This window comes from Pseudomonas glycinae, assembly GCF_001594225.2.
In the GTDB taxonomy this organism is placed as follows: domain Bacteria; phylum Pseudomonadota; class Gammaproteobacteria; order Pseudomonadales; family Pseudomonadaceae; genus Aquipseudomonas; species Aquipseudomonas glycinae.
Genome location: NZ_CP014205.2, coordinates 2,300,115 through 2,317,526, shown reverse-complemented (window position 1 = coordinate 2,317,526; position 17,412 = coordinate 2,300,115). Strand labels below are relative to the sequence as shown.

At 61.8% G+C, this 17,412-nt stretch carries 9 protein-coding genes; 6 read left to right on the top strand and 3 right to left on the bottom strand.

Annotated elements, in window-relative coordinates; genetic code table 11:
• Window positions 1-94: 94 nt before the first annotated feature.
• Window positions 95-6,505 (bottom strand): non-ribosomal peptide synthetase, encoded by a 6,411-nt coding sequence (locus AWU82_RS10265; RefSeq protein ID WP_064382269.1) that lies wholly within the window; start codon window positions 6,503-6,505, stop codon window positions 95-97.
• A 492-nt stretch (window positions 6,506-6,997) separates the two neighbouring features.
• Between AWU82_RS10265 and AWU82_RS10260 the strand changes: the two genes are divergently transcribed.
• The 4 genes from AWU82_RS10260 to AWU82_RS10245 all read left to right on the top strand — a co-directional run bounded on the left by AWU82_RS10260 (window position 6,998) and on the right by AWU82_RS10245 (window position 10,502).
• On the top strand, window positions 6,998-7,792 hold the full coding sequence (locus AWU82_RS10260; protein WP_064382270.1) for a helix-turn-helix transcriptional regulator: 795 nt from the start codon (window positions 6,998-7,000) through the stop codon (window positions 7,790-7,792).
• A 58-nt stretch (window positions 7,793-7,850) separates the two neighbouring features.
• The gene (gene adeC, locus AWU82_RS10255; RefSeq protein WP_064382271.1) at window positions 7,851-9,269 is read left to right on the top strand and encodes an AdeC/AdeK/OprM family multidrug efflux complex outer membrane factor; all 1,419 of its coding nucleotides are present in this window, start codon (window positions 7,851-7,853) and stop codon (window positions 9,267-9,269) included.
• A 151-nt stretch (window positions 9,270-9,420) separates the two neighbouring features.
• A complete protein-coding gene (locus AWU82_RS10250; RefSeq protein ID WP_039770777.1) occupies window positions 9,421-10,026 on the top strand; it encodes an SCO family protein in 606 nt (201 codons plus the stop codon).
• On the top strand, window positions 10,026-10,502 hold the full coding sequence (locus tag AWU82_RS10245) for a copper chaperone PCu(A)C (protein WP_064382272.1): 477 nt from the start codon (window positions 10,026-10,028) through the stop codon (window positions 10,500-10,502). Before AWU82_RS10250 ends, AWU82_RS10245 begins: the two co-directional genes overlap by 1 nt.
• Before the next feature lie 166 nt (window positions 10,503-10,668).
• On the opposite strand, the gene AWU82_RS10240 is transcribed toward AWU82_RS10245, so the two are convergent.
• Entirely contained in the window at window positions 10,669-11,682 is a 1,014-nt protein-coding gene (locus AWU82_RS10240) for an ABC transporter substrate-binding protein (protein ID WP_064382273.1), read from the bottom strand.
• A gap of 437 nt (window positions 11,683-12,119) precedes the next feature.
• Here AWU82_RS10240 and AWU82_RS10235 point away from each other — a divergent pair, with 437 nt between their 5' ends.
• The gene (locus tag AWU82_RS10235) at window positions 12,120-14,330 is read left to right on the top strand and encodes an LTA synthase family protein (protein ID WP_064382274.1); all 2,211 of its coding nucleotides are present in this window, start codon (window positions 12,120-12,122) and stop codon (window positions 14,328-14,330) included.
• A gap of 96 nt (window positions 14,331-14,426) precedes the next feature.
• On the opposite strand, the gene AWU82_RS10230 is transcribed toward AWU82_RS10235, so the two are convergent.
• Complete coding sequence (locus AWU82_RS10230) at window positions 14,427-14,807, bottom strand: hypothetical protein (RefSeq protein ID WP_064382275.1); 381 nt, start codon at window positions 14,805-14,807, stop codon at window positions 14,427-14,429.
• Between the two features lie 274 nt (window positions 14,808-15,081).
• On the opposite strand from AWU82_RS10230, the gene katG reads away from it, so the two are divergent.
• Entirely contained in the window at window positions 15,082-17,349 is a 2,268-nt protein-coding gene (gene katG, locus AWU82_RS10225) for a catalase/peroxidase HPI (protein ID WP_064382276.1), read from the top strand.
• Window positions 17,350-17,412 lie beyond the last annotated feature (63 nt).

The following is a 17,412-nucleotide window of genomic DNA, read 5'->3' as shown; positions in this document are numbered from 1 at the left end:
CTTGGGTGTCTGACATGGGAAGCGGGGACAAGACCCGTGACCGACCAGTCATGGCGTCGATTCGCGGGAACCGCGAATCGACGCCGGTGTCGGCTCAGAGCCGGCGTTTGCGGCTGAGCGTTGGTATGGTGGTTTGCGGGACTTCCAGCTGCTTTGCCTGGTCCGAGGTCTGCGCCGCCAGCGCGGCCAGGGTCGGCTGACTGAACAGCGTCCGCGCATCGACGTGCAGCCCGGCCTGACGCATGCGCGCCACCAGACTGACCGCCAGCAACGAATGCCCGCCCAGCTCAAAGAAGTGGTCGTTACGCCCGACCTGCTCCAGTTGCAGCACTTCGGCCCAGATCTGCGCCAGCCGGATTTCGACTTCGCCCTCGGGCGCCTCGTAGCGGCGACTGAGCACCGCCTCAGCCCCCGGTGCGGGCAAGGCTTTGCGGTCGACCTTGTCGTTGGGGGTCAGGGGCAACGCGTCGAGTTTCACGTAAGCGCCCGGCGCCATGTACTCCGGCAAACGCTCGAGCACATGGGCGCGCAAGGTTTCGATGCGCGGCACGTCGAAGCCTTCACGCACGGTGAAATACGCCACCAGTCGCTCGTCCCGCACCAGCACCACCGCTTCACGCACTGCTGGATGGTCGATCAGTCGCGCCTCGATCTCCCCCGGTTCCAGACGCAGGCCGCGCAGCTTGATCTGGAAGTCGTTGCGCCCGAGGAATTCGAGGTTGCCGTCCGCCCGGTAACGCACCAGATCGCCGGTGCGGTACAGGCGATCACCGGCCACGAACGGGCTGTCGATGAAGCGTTCGGCCTGCATGTCCGGCAAGCCCAGATACCCCCGCGCGACCCCGACCCCGCCGATGTGCAGGTGGCCGCTGACACCGAATGGCACCGGTTGATCGTGGGCATCCAGCACGTAGAGTCGGGTGTTGCTCAGGGCCTTGCCGATTGGCACCACGGCCTCCGGCACCGGTTGGTCCGGCTCCAGCGTCCAGCCGGTGCTGTCGACCGTGGTTTCGGTCGGGCCATAGACGTTATGCAGACGTACCCACGGCAGGCGCTCGCGGACGCGCCGGGCCAGTGCGGCGGTCAGCTCGCCGCCACCGTTGAGCACGTCGGTCAGACTGGTGCACTGGCTGACATCCTCCTGTTCGATGAACTGTTGCAGCAGCGCCGGCACGAACTTGACCACGGTGATCTGCCGTTCGCGAACCACCTGGGTCACATACGCCGAATCGCGGTTGCCGTCGGGACGCGCCAGCACCAGCCGCAGGCCGGAACACAGCGGCCAGAAAATCTCCCACACCGAACTGTCGAAGCTGAACGGCGCTTTCTGCAACAGCGCGCCGTGCTCGGTCGGCGGGCTGATCTGCGAGCCCCAGTGCACCATGTTGCAGGCGCTTCGGTGCTCGATCATCACGCCCTTCGGCGTGCCGGTGGAGCCTGAGGTGTAGATCATGTAGGCCAGGTTTGAAGCGCTCAAACCCGGTACTTGCAGGTTTTCAGTCGATGCGCCCTGACAGGTGCAGCGGTCGAAATCGATGACCGGCACACCCGGCTCGCCCAACAGATTGCGGGTGGTTTCGTGTACAAGCACCGCAACCGGCGTGCTGTCCTGCAACATGTAATGCAGGCGTTCCAGCGGATAGTCAGGGTCCAGCGGCACATACGCGCCGCCGGCCTTGAGAATGCCGAGCAAGCCGATCACCAGATCCAGGCTGCGTTCGACACAGATCGCCACCCGCGAATCGGGCTGCACGCCTTGCTCGCGTAGATGATGCGCCAGACGGTTGGCCTGTTCGTTCAGTTGCCGATAGGTCAGTTGTTGCTCGCCAGCCTGCAATGCGATGGCGTCCGGCCTGCGCTGGACTTGTTGCTCGAACAGCACCTGAAGCGGCTGATCGAGCGGGCAATCGACTTCGCTGGCATTGAACTCGACCAGCAGTTGCTCAAGCTCTGCTGCCGGCAGTATCGGCAAGCGATTCAGCGGCTGTTGCGGTGCCTGCTCAAGGGTATCGACCAGTGCCTGCAACGCGGTCTGCACGTAGTCGCCGATGCGCCGGGCACCGATGCTGATCAGGGTCCGCGTGGTGATCTGCAAGGCGTTGCCCAGATCATCGACGCTCAGGGTCATCGGGTAGTTGGTGCGCTCTTCGTTGTCCACGGTCTGGATGCCTTGCCAGGCTGGGTCCGACGCCGATTCCTGCGCCTCAAGGTCGGTGTGCCGATAGTTGAGCAACGCACTGAACAGCGGTGCCGGTGACGCAACGCCGCTGCAACGCTGGGCCAGCGCCAGTGATGCATGTTCGTGCCCGAGCAAGTCGGTCAGTCGGGCGTGGGTGAGCAGCACCGCATCGCGCGCGCCCCGGTCCATGTCCACCCGCAATGGCAAGGTGTTGATGAACACGCCCAGCGCCCGATCCGCGCCCTCGCCGCCTTGCATCCGGCCCATAAAAACGCTGCCAAACACCACGTGCTCCTGCCCCGAGGTCGCCGCCAGCACCTGCGCCCAGGCCAGGTGAATCAGGCTGGCCACGCTGACGCCTGCCTGCCGCGCCTGAAGGCGCAAACGCCGATCCAGTTCCGGCGCAAGCATGCGCACGGCTTCATCGATGCCGCGCCCGTCGCCCTGCACATCCTGCAAACCGAACGGCAAGGTCGGCTCGTCGATGTCGGCGAGCATCTCGCGGAAGAACGCTTCATGTTCCCGTTCGCTGACTCCAAGCCGGGTCTGGGCCACGTAATTGCGATACGGCACCGCTGGCGACAGCGGTTCATTGAGCCCCAGCAGGTGGGCGCGCATTTCATGGCGCAGGACTTCCAGCGCGATGTGATCCAGCGCCAGGTGATGGAACAACAGAATTGCCACGATCCGCCCATGAGCCGGGTCGCGCGCATACATCAGCCGGATCAGCGGCGCCTGACTGACGTCGATGCGATAACGCCGGGCATCGAAGCGCTCGTGCAATTGAGTGAGGACATCGCCCTCGGCCGGATCGAGGGTGATTTCCTGTACCGGGAGTTCGGCTTCGCGCCAGACCACCTGCACCGGGTTGGTCAAGCCTTCCCATACCACGGCGGTACGCAGGATATCGTGGCGCGCCATGACCTGACGCAGCGCCGCCGCATAGGCCTCGACCCGCTCGACACTGTCGAACGCCAGCTGCGACTGCAGCAGGTACGGATCACCCTGCGCGGCGGTGATGTGGTGATAAAGAATGCCTTCCTGCAACGGCGCCAACGGATAAATATCCTGCACGTTGGCCGCTCCGCCCGGCACCGTGGCGATGATCCGGTCGAGGGTGGCCTGATCCAGTTCTGCCAACGGCAACAGATCCGGGGTGATCTGCGTGCAACCCGGCGGAATACGGTTGGCAGGCACTTCGACCTCGCGGCCACTGCCCACCGACGCGGCCAGTGCCGCCAATGTCGGCTGGCCGAACAGCACGCGCACATCGCTGCTCATGCCGAGCTGGCGCATGCGTTCGATCAGATTGACCGCCAGCAACGAGTGCCCGCCGAGTTCAAAGAAGTGATCGTGACGCCCGACCTTTTCGACTTGCAGCACCTCGGCCCAGATCTGCGCCAGGAGGATTTCGACGTCGCCTTGCGGGGCTTCATATTCGCGGCGGATCAACGCCTCCGGCCCCGGCGCCGGCAACACCTGACGATCCAGTTTGCCGTTGGCCGTCAGGGGCAACGCCGTCAAACGCACGTAGGCCGATGGCAGCATCGCGCTGGGCAGACGGGTCTTGAGGTGAGCATGCAGCTGCGTGATATCCAGCGGCTGGCGTTCGGTGAACCAGGCCAGCAAATGTCCGTCGCGCACCTGCACCACCGCATCGCGCACGGATTCATGGCTGCTCAACGCCGCTTCGATTTCGCCGGGCTCGATGCGCACGCCACGGATTTTCACCTGATCGTCGTTGCGGCCCAGGTATTCGATAGTGCCGTCAGGGCGCCAGCGTGCGAGGTCGCCGGTGCGGTACATCCGCGCGTTGGGCTCGCGGCTGAATGGATCGTCGAGGAAACGTTCGGCGGTCAGCTCAGGGCGGTTGAAGTAACCCCGCGCTACGCCGGCGCCACCGACGTACAACTCACCGGGAACGCCAATCGGCACCGGACGCTGCCGGTCATCCAGCAGATAGGCCGTGGCATTGCTCACGGGTTTGCCGATGTGCAGCGCCCGGCCCGGTTCGATTCGGCCCGAGGTCGCGACCACCGTCGCTTCGGTCGGGCCGTAGTTGTTGATCACCGCGAACGTCTGCTGGTGATTGAACTGGCGCAGTCGATCACCGCCGATCAGCAGTGTGCGCAGGGTGGGGTGTTCGAGGTGACGGCTGAAGGCGTACTCGGCAATCGGGGTCGGCAGAAAACTCACGTCCAGCGGTTGCGCACGCCACCAGTCGAGCAGCGCGTCGATGTCTTCGCCGCCATCACGGGACGGCGCCAGGTGCAGGGTCGCGCCGGCACACAGCGCGGGCCAGACTTCCCAGGCCATGGCGTCGAAGCCGAAGCCGGCGAGACTTGAAGTGTGGCAACCGGCGCTCAGGTCGAAGGCCGTGCAATGCCAGTCGACCAGATTCGATAACGTGTGATGCTCGACCATCACGCCCTTGGGCTGGCCGGTGGAGCCGGAGGTGTAGATCACGTAGGCCAGATGCTCGGTGGTCAGACCCGAAACATCAGGGTTGAGATCGTTGATCGGCCAGGCACGCGAATCGATTTCAATCACCGGCACGTCGAGCACCGGCAAGCGTTCGCGCAGATCGCGCTGGGTCAGGACCACGGCCGGAGCACTGTCGCGCAATAAATAGCTCAGCCGTTCCGCAGGATGAGCCGGATCGACCGGCACATAACCGGCGCCGGACTTGAGAATCGCCAGCAGCGCGACCAGCGTGTCCAGCCCTCGGCGCGCGACCAGCGCCACGCGGGCGTCGGGTCGTACGCCAAGCCCGATCAAATGGTGGGCCAGGGCGTTGGCCTGTCGGTTCAGCTCGGCATAGGTCAGCCGCTGTCCCTGCAATTCGACCGCTACCGCATCCGGGCGTGTCGCCACTTGCGCTTCGACGCGCTGGTGGATGGTCAGGTTTTGAGGGTATTGCGCGCGCGTGTCGTTCCACTGCTGCAAGAGCGCCGATTCGGCCGGCAGGCTCAGGCTGAAATCACCCACCATCAGCGCCGGGTCTTCAAGCCCCTGCTCCAGCACCCACAGCAAGCGCCCGCTCAGCGCCGCGATTTCATCGGCGTCAAAGTAGGCTTCGTTGTACACCATGTACAGACTGTCCTCGTCGTCGCCCCGGCTGCTGCGCAAGTGCACGGACAGCGGCGTACCCTCTTCGTGGTTCGACACTTTGACCACTCGCCCCTGTGCTTCGCCATAGCGATATTCATGGGCGTCGCGCTCATAGGACACGGTCACTTCGAACAGCTGCGAGCGATCCTCGCGCAGCAAGCCGAGGGCGCGGTTCATCTCGCTCAAGGGAAAACGCTGGTGGCGGAAGTCTTTTTTCAATTCGTCGTGAATCGCCTTGACCAGCGTCTTGAATGACAACTCGCGACCAAACCCCATGCGCACCGCGCTGACCTGGGTGAACAGCCCCAGGGTTGATTTGAACCGGGCGCCGGAGCGGTTGAGCAGCGGCACCCCCACCACCCATTCGTCACGCTGGGCGCTGCGGCTGAAATACACATGGATCGCTGCCAGCAGCACATGAAACGCCGAGGCGCCGTACTCCCGGGCCACCTGCTTCATGCGCTCGTGCAAGCGAGCCGGAAACACCTGCGAGAAAATCCGCGTCGGTGCGGCAGCGTCGGCAAAGCGTTCCTGATAACGCGGCAACAACAGCGGCTCGGGCCGGTGCTGGTATTTGTCCAGCCAATACGTACGGTCGCGGGCGTAACGGGGGGACTGAAAATATCGCGCATCGTCATGGATGAAATCGACATAGGACGGCGCCGAATCGGGCGGCTGCTGTCCGAGCGCCAGCGCGTTGTAAATCTCGTCGAGGGATTTGAGCATCTCGCCGAACCCCCAGCCATCGACGATCAGGTGATGGGCCTGGAGTGAGAGCCAGTGACAGTCGTCATCGAGCCAGATCAGACAAAACCGGTACAACGGCCCGCCGTCCAGCAGGAACGGCTGCTCAATGCATTGCTGACTCAGCTGGCGCGCATCGGCGTGTGGATCAGGATGGCGGCGAAAATCGTGGACCTGCATCGGCACCGGCATGGCCGGGGCAAAACACTGCAACGGCAGCCCATGCTCACCGGCCCCCGGCAACAGAATCGTGCGCATGGCGTCATGCCTGGCCACGAGACCTTCAAGCGCCGCCTGCATCAGCGCCGGATCCAGCGGGCCGGTCAGTTCGACATAGCCACCGATGTTGTACATCGGCGAACTCCCCTGACGCAGTTGATCGAGCCAGATGTCGCGCTGGGCAGTGGTCAGCGGGAACGCCTCGGAAGTCGCGGACAGACCGTCCGCCGCATCGGCAGCAAATTGGTTCATAAGATCCATCTCACGTGATTTGGCGCGTATTCAAGCATCGGCCCTGAAATCCGCGTGACACGTGAAACCCGGACAACTCTCCTCACTTTGTACAGTTCTGCGAAGCAACAAGGCCGCAGAAGTCAGCGATTCCCCTAAAAGTTCGGAAAGAAATAGCTGAAAATCCTGTAGGACAATCGCCACACTTTGCTATCGGGTAGCGCCTCGCAAACTCGGAGCGCGGCGGGACGAGCCCCGGATTCCGGGGTTCGTACTAGACCGTTCAGTCACGGACGACGTGAACTGACACACTCATCTGACAGAAACGTGACGCCATTTTTTCGGAGATGGTGGCATTTTGTGTCCCTGTTTTCCCCTACAGACGTAGGACAAATGCATAGGCTTAAATCCCGCTCCAGATCGATTTCATGGAGAAACGGTGGGGTGGGTGTTTCACGGGTGCATGCACGGCAGACGATTCGGCAATGGCTTTAAATCAAGGATGACAAGGATATGAATCTGACCGGCAGTCTTCGCAACATGGAAAATCCGCACTTCTACTGGCAGCTGGGGGAATTGATCGCCAGCACCGGCAACGAGCGTTTTGCCTCGAACATGTTCCAGCTGGTCGACAGCCTCGTTCCGGTCAACCGCGTCCATCTCAGTGAGTGGACCCTGGACGAACGGCAGTCCAGCGTGGTCGAGATCAAGGCGTTGGGCAGTGCGGGTTTGCCGGACACCTTTCCGCCCCCGGATCCGTTGCAGCACCCGGATGACCACCCGCTGTTGCAGCAAATGATCGAAATGAACGACTCGCTGTTGATTCAACTGAAAGCCTCGCTCCAGCATCGACACCCGCACCACAGTGTCCACCAATGCAACCTGGTATCGCGCTCGTCCAACCGCCGATGCGTCATCTCGTTCTACCGCCCCCGCACGCATCGGGTGTTTTCCCTGCCGGAACTGTCGTTCCTCAAGCGCCTGTCCGACACCCTGCTGCCCTTGATCGAACGCCACGCGCACATCAGTCGCCAAGTCACCGCCCGCCAACTCCGCGCGCCACAAGCCGATCAACCCCAGACGCCGTTGCAACAGGTGTTCGACGAGCGTCTGGCGCTGGGCGACATCACCTTGTCGGTGCGTGAGAAAGAGGTCTGTCTGGGTCTGCTGACCGGCGGCACCGTGCCGCAGATGGCGGAAAAATTGCGGGTCAAGAACAGCTCGATCGAGACCTACCTCAAGCGTGCGGCCGCCAAGCTTGGGGTCAGCGGGCGACACGGTCTGGCGAAATGGATGGCCGGGGCCTGATCCGGCGTTTCTCATTTCGGGCGCCCGGCGTCCGCTCTTTCATGAACGAGGCTGTTTGATGTCCAGGTTGTCGATTTCCCTGCTGTGCGCCGCGCTGCTACTGGGCGGCTGTACGTTGATTCCCGATTACCAGCGACCGGCATCGCCGAGCGCTGCGCAGTATCCGCAAGGTCCGGCGTATGCCGCGCAATCCCCGGCCACTCTGCGCCTCGAGGACTGGCGCGCGCTGTTCAATGACCCGGCGTTGCAGCAATTGATTGAAAGCGCGCTGGTCAACAATCGCGATCTGCGGGTAGCTGCCCTGAATGTCGAGGCGTTTCAGGCGCAATACCGCATCCAGCGCGCCGACCTGCTGCCGGCGGTGTCGGCCAACGCCAACGAGCTGCGTCAGCGGCTGCCGTCCAGCGTGACTCGCACCCAAGCGGCAATCACCTCGACCTACTCGGTGAATCTGGGCATCAGCGCCTATGAACTGGACTTTTTCGGCCGGGTGCGCAGCCTCAGCGAGCAGGCGCTGCTGACCTGGCTGTCCACCGAAGAGGCGCGGCGCAGTGCGCAATTAACGCTGGTGGCCAACGTCGCCAACGCCTACCTGACCTGGCGCGCCGATCAGGAGTTGTTGGCGCTGGCTCGGGAAACGTTGGCCGCCGACGAGCGCAGCCTGCACCTGACCACTCGCAACCGCGAGGCCGGCAAGTCCTCGGCGCTGGATCAGATTCAGGCGCAGACCAGTGTCGACAGCACCCGCGCGAGCCTGGCCCGTTATCAGCGCCAGGTCGCCCAGGACTTGAACAGCCTGACGTTGCTGGTGGGCGCGCCGGTGCCCGAGCACCTGCCGGCGCGTCCGCTGGACAGTGATCTGGTGGCAACCGTGCCGGCCGGATTGCCCTCGGATCTGCTGCAACGCCGGCCGGACATTCTCCAGGCCGAATACAAGCTGCGCGCCGCCAATGCCAACATCGGCGCAGCGCGGGCGGCGTTTTTTCCGAGTGTCAGCCTGACCGCCAATGCCGGGACATCCAGCCGCGATCTGTCCGGGCTGTTCAAGGGCGGCTCCGGGGCCTGGACGTTCCAGCCGCAGATCAACCTGCCGATTTTCAACGCCGGCAGCCTGCGGGCCAGCCTGGATTACGCGAAGCTGCAAAAAGACATCACCGTCGCCGAGTACGAAAAGACCATTCAGACGGCATTCCAGGAAGTGTCCGACGGCCTCGCGGCGCGCCAGACCTACGAACAGCAACTCCAGGCCCAGCGCGATCTGGTGCAGGCGACCCAGGATTATTACGACATGGCGCAGCACCGCTATCGCAGCGGCGTCGACAGCAGCCTGACGTTCCTCGATGCCCAGCGTTCGTTGTTCAGTTCTCAGCAAGGGCTGATTACCGACCGGTTGGCGCAACTGGTGGCACAAGTGAATCTGTACACCGCGCTGGGCGGCGGCTGGAGCCCGGTCGAGTCGCCACCGCCAGCACCTTGAGTCATTTTTTCTTACACCTTTTGTCGCCCGTTCCGACATTGACGGGTGATCAAAAACCGACCTGCCGGATCATTTTGGTATCATGCGCCGCTTTTACGGTTAACCCGCCCGCCTGTCCTGCCGACTGGCGGGCTCCAAAGGGCGGTATGAAATGACGGCTTTGTTGACTCGCCGCAAGGTGCTTGCGGGAATGGGCGTGCTCGGTCTCGGCCTGCTCGCCGGTTGCGACACCCGCGGCGAACTGTCGTACAAGTACGGCAAGGATCTGAGCGACAAGATCCTCGGACGCACCTTCAAGCTCAAAGACACCGAAGGCAACACCGTGACGCTGTCGAGCTTTCGCGGCCTGATGCCGATGATCTTCTTCGGTTTCACCCAGTGCCCGGCGATCTGCCCGACGACGCTGGCCCGCGCCGCGAAAATCAAGAAGCTGATGGGCAAGGACGGCGACATCCTGCAAGTGGTGTTCATCACCCTCGACCCGGAACGCGACACGCCGGAGATCCTCGACGCCTACGTCAAGACCTTCGATCCAAGCTTCGTCGCGCTGTACGGCACCCTCGAAGAAACCAAGGCCACGGCCAAGGAATTCGACGTGTTCTACGAAAAAGTCCCGGCCGGCGACACCTATACCCTTTCCCACACCGCCACCAGTTATGTCTACGACACCCGGGGCACGTTGCGTGTGGGCCTGTCTCAATCGCTTTCTGCACAAGAGTGCACGGAAGATTTGCTTACCGTCATGGAGGTCTGCTGATGAACCCTTTTCTGAACCACATCAAACGTGCCGCACTGGGCCTGTCCCTGCTGGGACTGGCTTTCCAGGTATCGGCGCAGACCAAAGTCGACGACGCCTGGGTGCGTGCGACCGTGCCGAACCAGTCGGCGAGCGGCGCATTCATGACCGTCACCGCCGACAGCGACAGCAAGCTGCTCAGCGTTGCTTCGCCGGCGGCCAAGGACGTACAGATTCATGAGATGACCATGAAGAACGACGTGATGAGCATGGGCCCGGTGAAATCGGTCGACCTGCCAGCGGGCAAGGCCGTCAACTTCGATCCGAATGGCTACCATGTGATGCTGATGGGCCTGAGCGCTCAGTTGAAGGAAGGCGACAGCGTGCCGCTGACCCTGACTATCGAAAACGCCAAGGGCGAAAAGGAAACCGTGGAAGTGAAAGCGCCGGTCAAGGCGCTGACCATGGAAGGCCACGATCACAGCAAGATGCATTGATCGCCTGATCGAGCCGGCCTGCCCGCGCAATGCGGCAGGCCGGCGCTGTTTCAAACCAGCGTCACCTCGGCCTCGATGTTATTGCGCGTCGCTTTCGAGTACGGGCATACCTGATGCGCGCTCATCCGGCAAGAGGACGGGCGGATGGTTCAGCAATCACGGCAGCTCAACTCCCCGCCCCGCCATGCGCCTCTTCAAAGAAATAATCCTTCCAGCTGTCCGCCTTGTTCTTCAGCACGCCCAGCTCCTGCAATTTCTCTGCATAGATAAAGGTGCGTTGCGGCACCACGGTGAAATCGATTTCCGGATCGGTGACGATTTTCTCAACCAGCGCCAGCGGCAGTTTCGACTGTTCAACCCGAATGTAGGCTTGAGCCGCCGCAGGTTTATCGGCCTTGATGATCTTCTCGGCCTCGACCAAGGCGTCATAGAAGGCCTTGTAGGTTTTCGGGTTTTCGTCGTGGAATTTTTCCGTGGTGTAGAGCACGTTAAACGTGGCCTGACCGCCGAGCACATCGTAGGAACTCAACACTTTATGCACGTTGGGATTCTGCAACGCCTGATACTGAAACGGCGGGCTGGAGAAGTGCGCGTTGATTTCCGAGCCGCCGGCGATCAGTGCAGCCGTGGCATCCGGGTGCGGCAGGCTGACGGAGATGTCGTCGAATTCCTTGTAGTGGTCATTGCCGAATTCCTTGGCCGTTTCGATCTGCAGCGTGCGTGACTGGAAGCCCACGCCCGCCGCCGGCACGGCGATGCGATCCTTGTCGCTGAAGTCCTTGAGGGTTTTCACGTTCGGGTTATTGGTCAGCAGGTAGTTGGGCATCGAGCCCAGCGAAGCGATGGCCTTGACGTTCTGCTTGCCCTTGGTGCGATCCCATACGGTGAGCATCGGCGGCACGCCCGCCGAGACCACGTCCAGCGATCCGGTGAGCAATGCTTCGTTCATCGCGGTGGCGCCGGAAATGCTGTTCCAGTCGACCTTGATGTCCAGACCCTGAGCCTTGCCGTGTTTCTCGATCAATTGCTGATCGCGCACCACATCCAGAATCAGATAACCGATGCCGAATTGCTGGGCGATGCTGATCTTGCCTTCGGCTTGCGCAGTGTTGCCGAGCAACGCGCCGGCCAGCGAGGCCGCCAGCAGCGTCAGTGCAGAACGTTTGAACGGTAGGGTCATGACAACCTCGCAGTGATTTACAGGAAAATCTGTGAGGCGGGACTCTATCGCTATAAAAAACGAATTTTAAATACCGTTATCGCATATTGATATCACCTGAACGTCTGCCTTGCAGAAACGCTTGCAAGTCCGCGTCCTGGCCATCGACTCCGCTGCAACCCGTTGCTCGCCGACGCCTCTACGCTGACCGCTTTGAGGGAACAATGTCACACGCAGGTGAATGCCGCTTAAACAGCCTGAAACAATAAAACCGCCGCCGCAATCCGGCCGGAAAACCGCCATGACGGTCGCCAATCAAGGCCCCAGCTCATCCGGGTGGCTAACAGCGCCCTCCGGAACCAGATCACCCAGCCGTTTAAAAAGGCGATCAGACAGCCCGCCCTTGGTATCATCGCCCACACTTTTATGACGGTTTAATGGCTGGAAGGTCTTTTTTTGTGAGCGCTCTTTTTCAACGGCTGCGGCGCCTGGATGCCCGCCTTCTTTCTCTGGTTTTCATGGTACTGATCGTGCCGGTGTGCCTTCGCGCGGCGCTCGGCTGGTCGAGCTTGTTCGGTTACCTCTCGGATCTGGCCATCGGCAGTCTGCTGTTGGTTTTGTTGCATCGCCGTCCCTGGTGGCTGGCGCTGCCGGTGCTGCTGTTCTGGGGATTGCTGGCGGTGGCGACCGCTGAACTGGTCAGCGCAGTCGGCCGCCTGCCGACCGTGGCAGACCTGCATTACCTGATCGACCCGCAGTTCGTGGAAAACTCCACCGGCGGCGGCTTCGCCCATCCCGGCGTGGCGGTTGCGCTGCTGGTGGCCTTGGCCCTGTGGCTGCTCAGTCATTGGACTCGACGTGCAACACCGGTTCGCGCTCTGCCCCGCACAGCCTGGGCGACGCCGGTGCTGCTGTTCTGCGCGTACTGGGGGGCGCAGCACCTGAACCCGAGCGATGCCGACCCATGGCGTCTGTACAACCTGCCGCACCAACTGCTCGCCGCGCAGGTCGCCGACATGCAGATGCAGGCCGAAGAATGGCTGGACGGCGACACTCAGGTTGCTCCCCCACCGATGGCCGGCCTCACCGATGTCGATCTGAACGGTCATCCGCTGCTGGCGGCCAAGGGCCAGGCGCGCAATGTCCTGATCGTCGCGCTCGAAGGCATTCCCGGCGCCTACATCGGCGCCAATCGCCAGGCCATTGGCAGCCATTATCAGGAAGACCTGATGCCTAACCTCAGCCGCTGGGCCGAGCGCGGCATGAACACCCCGGATTACGTGCTGCACACCCACCAGACCATTCGCGGTCTGTACGCCATGCTCTGCGGCGATTACGACAAGCTCGACAACGGCACGCCCAAAGGCGTGGAAATGCTGACCCAGCACGAGCGCAATCAGGCCTGCCTGCCGGCCCAGTTGCGTCAGCACGGTTTTGCCACTCACTACCTGCAAGGCGCAGGGCTGCGGTTTATGGCCAAAGACAAGATCATGCCGCACATCGGGTTCGATGCGACCCATGGCCTGGAATGGTTCACCAACGCCAACTACCTGGAATTCCCGTGGGGCAAGGATGACAAGGCGTTCTTCGAAGGCGCGCTGAAATACGTCGGCGACCTGAAAAAGCAGAAACAGCCGTGGATGCTCACGCTGCTGACCGTCGGCACCCACCAGCCCTACTCCGCGCCGGAGGAATACCTGCAACGCTACGACACACCCAAGCAAGCCGCCGTCGGTTATCTGGACGATGCGCTGGAACAGTTTCTCAGTGGCCTCGAACGCCAGGGCGTGCTGAAAGACACGCTGGTGGTCATCACCTCGGACGAATCCCACGGCATCGATGGCGTCCGTCTCGCGTCGTCCTGGGGCTTCAACCTGACCCTCGCGCCAGAGCAGGCGCAACTGCCGCGCCTGAACGCCGGGGTCTACGGTCACGTCGACCTGAGCGCGTCGATTCTGGATTACTTCGACTTTCCGGTACCCTCCGCCCTCAGCGGTCGCTCGCTGTTTCGCGATTACGATTCTGGCCGCGAAATCATGTCGTTCACCAACGGCAAGCTGCGTTATCACGACGGTCGCGGCCTCCTGACCGAATGCGACATGCCACGCCGTTGCCGCAATTACGCCAGTGAAGGATTCATCGCCGAAAGCGCCACGTTCAAGGGCAACGCCAGCGGCCAGAATGCCCGGGACATCGCCGCCCGCGCCTCCGCCCTGGACCTGTCGCTGCTGCGCACCCCGCTCAACCAGCGCTATCAGTTCGGCAGCGCCAACGTCATCCCGCTGCAAGCGCAGATCAAGGACGACTGGGCCGACAACCTGATCGGCGCGCAATACCTGGAAATGCCTAAGGGCTCCCACACCCGCGTGCGCCTGACCGTGCGTTCGGTGGATCCGCAGCAGGCGGCGTACATTCAGCTCAAGGCCAAGGAGTTCGAGCAGGACGTGCAACTGGGCCTGCCGACCGAGATGGTCGCCACGGCGGATCAGCCGCTGGAAATGGACTTCAGCTTCGACAACCCGCAACCGCGCAAGGCGTTCTCGTTCCACTTGTTGGGGTATGGGCTGGGCGCGGTGGAAGTCAGTGACTTCAGCGTGATCACCGAACTGCCGGGGCAGGAAGATATGCTGGATGAAACGCCGGCTGACGAGACGGCGCAATCCAGTTGATCGCCGTGGACAATGCAGGAGCGACCCGAAGGCTGCTCCTGGATGGTAAAGCGCACCGGCCGCCACACTGTCTGCCTGAATCGGCTTCTTATTGGGTTAAACCACCCGGTTTGTAATATTAAAATCCCCGGTCACCGTCCCTTTATTACCCTGCAAAACGAAATTGACTGTACCCGTTACGCTAGCGTGATCTTGGTCAATAGTTACGATCACATGCCCGGATTCGATAGCATAAATTTCATTGTCGATTTGGACGGTCCATGCGACCGGTGAGTTCGGGTCATACATCACTTCATGCGGCCCTCCCGCTAATAGACCAATAAAAAAAACTATGAAATTATTTTTATTGTCATAACCTTGAATGATGTCCCCATTGTTTGACTTGTGAAATTTAACCAAGTCGCTCTTAAGAAACGGCACGCCGTTGATATAGGCATCAAAAGTACCTGTGCTGGGTCCGTATACATTTTGGCTCATACAAACTTCCTTTTTTAAGGATGGAGGGGCTTTTACATCTTTCACAACTCAAACCTACACTTGACGACTGCACGCCCCAACTGTCATTTACGACAGTTTTTTATCACTATTCGAAGTAACCACCACGATCATCATTACTCATCGTTTTTTGTGAGAGAGCAGCTCTATCAGATAGCAATACTTCGCCTATTAGCTGACTCGCCGAGTCGGGTCTAGCCTTACTACTCCGAAGTCGGCACGAGCCGGCCGCAGAAGACCTGATAAGGACCCGAACATGGCAAATGAATCGAAATGCCCGTTCAATCACGCCGCCGGCGGTGGCACGACGAACCGCGATTGGTGGCCGAATCAACTGAACCTGAAAATCCTGAGTCAGCACTCGCCCGCATCCGATCCGATGGGCAAGGACTTCGACTACGCCAAGGCTTTCAAAAGCCTTGATTTCCAGGCCCTCAAACGCGATCTGACGGCGCTGATGACCGACTCCCAGGAGTGGTGGCCAGCGGACTTCGGCCACTACGGCCCGCTCTTCATCCGCATGGCCTGGCACAGCGCCGGCACCTATCGCACCGCTGACGGCCGGGGTGGCGCCGGCTCCGGCCAGCAACGCTTCGCCCCGCTCAACAGCTGGCCGGACAACGTCAGCCTCGACAAGGCCCGCCGCCTGCTGTGGCCGATCAAGCAAAAGTATGGCCGCAACATTTCCTGGGCCGACCTGATCGTTCTCACCGGCAACGTCGCGCTGGAATCCATGGGCTTCAAGACCTTCGGTTTCTCCGGTGGCCGCGCGGACGTCTGGGAACCGGACGAAGACGTGTACTGGGGCTCGGAAAACAAATGGCTGGGCGGCGACAACCGTTACGGCAAGGATCCGGAATCCATGCAGCCGCCGGGCGAAGGCACGCTGGTGGCTGAACCTGCCGAACACGGCAATGAAGAGAGCCGCACCAATCAGGGCGAACGCAATCTCGAGAACCCGCTCGCCGCCGTGCAGATGGGCCTGATCTACGTGAACCCGGAAGGCCCCGAAGGCAATCCCGACCCGGTGGCCTCGGCCAAGGACATCCGCGAAACCTTCGGCCGCATGGCCATGAACGACGAGGAAACCGTCGCCCTGATCGCCGGTGGTCACGCCTTCGGCAAGACTCACGGCGCAGGCCCCGCCGATAACGTCGGCCCGGAACCGGAAGCCGCCGGCCTCGAAGAACAAGGCCTGGGCTGGAAAAACAGCTTCGGCACCGGCAAAGGCGCCGATACCATCACCAGCGGCCTGGAAGTGACCTGGACCACCACCCCGACCAAGTGGAGCAACAACTACCTGGAAAACCTGTTCGGCTTCGAGTGGGAACTGACCAAGAGCCCCGCCGGCGCCCATCAGTGGAAACCGAAAAACGGCGCCGGCGCTGGCACCATTCCGCACGCCCACGACCCGAACAAACGCATCGACCCGACCATGCTCACTTCCGACCTGGCCCTGCGTTTCGACCCGGCCTACGAGAAGATTTCGCGGCGCTTCCTGGCCAATCCCGATCAACTGGCGGACGCCTTCGCCCGCGCCTGGTACAAGCTGATTCACCGTGACATGGGCCCGCTGTCGCGCTACCTCGGCCCGGAATTGCCCCAGGAAGAACTGCTGTGGCAAGACCCGATTCCCGAGGCCACGCATCCACTGGTGGACGACAGCGATATCAGGGCGCTGAAAGGCAAGGTACTGGCGTCGGGGCTGTCCGTTTCGGAACTGGTTTCCACTGCCTGGGCGGCCGCATCGACCTTCCGGGGTTCGGACAAACGCGGCGGCGCCAATGGCGGGCGCCTGCGTCTGGCACCGCAGAAATTCTGGCAGGCCAACCAGCCGGAGCAACTGGACAAGGTATTGAAAGTCCTCGAAGGCATTCAGAACGAGTTCAACGCCGGGGCGGCAGGCAAGCAACTCTCGCTGGCGGACCTGATCGTGCTGGCCGGTAATGCCGGGGTCGAACAAGCGGCGCAAAACGCCGGGCACACGGTGACCGTGCCGTTCAACCCGGGGCGCACCGATGCGACTCAGGAGCAGACCGATGTCGAGTCGTTCGGCTTCCTTGAACCGCACACCGACGGCTTCCGCAACTACGCGGCCAGCACTTATCGCGTGCCGGCCGAAGCGTTGCTGATCGACAAGGCGCAACTGCTGACGCTTTCGGCGCCGGAAATGACCGTGTTGATCGGCGGCCTGCGCGTGCTGGACACCAACGTCGGCAAGACCCAGCACGGCGTGTTCACCGACAGACCCGGCACCTTGACCAACGACTTCTTTCGCAATCTGCTGGACATGGGTGTGGAATGGAAACCAACGTCCAAAACCGAGTTCGAAGGCCGCGACCGTAAAACCGGCAGCGTGAAGTGGACGGCGACCCGGGTCGATCTGGTGTTCGGCTCCAACTCGGTGCTGCGGGCGCTGGCCGAGGTATACGCCAGTTCCGATGCGAAGGAACAGTTCGTCACGGACTTCGTTGCAGCTTGGGCGAAGGTGATGGATCTGGATCGGTTTGATCTGCGCCAATAAGGGCTTTTCATCGACCCACAAAAACGCCGCTCATCGAGCGGCGTTTTTTATTGCCCTGAAAAG

Bases quoted from the DNA above. Each gene is read 5' to 3' on its own strand.
- AWU82_RS10265 (WP_064382269.1), bottom strand. From the start codon at position 6,505: ATGAACCAATTTGCTGCCGATGCGGCGGACGGTCTGTCCGCGACTTCC.
- AWU82_RS10260 (WP_064382270.1), top strand. From the start codon at position 6,998: ATGAATCTGACCGGCAGTCTTCGCAACATGGAAAATCCGCACTTCTAC.
- adeC (WP_064382271.1), top strand. From the start codon at position 7,851: ATGTCCAGGTTGTCGATTTCCCTGCTGTGCGCCGCGCTGCTACTGGGC.
- AWU82_RS10250 (WP_039770777.1), top strand. From the start codon at position 9,421: ATGACGGCTTTGTTGACTCGCCGCAAGGTGCTTGCGGGAATGGGCGTG.
- AWU82_RS10245 (WP_064382272.1), top strand. From the start codon at position 10,026: ATGAACCCTTTTCTGAACCACATCAAACGTGCCGCACTGGGCCTGTCC.
- AWU82_RS10240 (WP_064382273.1), bottom strand. From the start codon at position 11,682: ATGACCCTACCGTTCAAACGTTCTGCACTGACGCTGCTGGCGGCCTCG.
- AWU82_RS10230 (WP_064382275.1), bottom strand. From the start codon at position 14,807: ATGAGCCAAAATGTATACGGACCCAGCACAGGTACTTTTGATGCCTAT.
- katG (WP_064382276.1), top strand. From the start codon at position 15,082: ATGGCAAATGAATCGAAATGCCCGTTCAATCACGCCGCCGGCGGTGGC.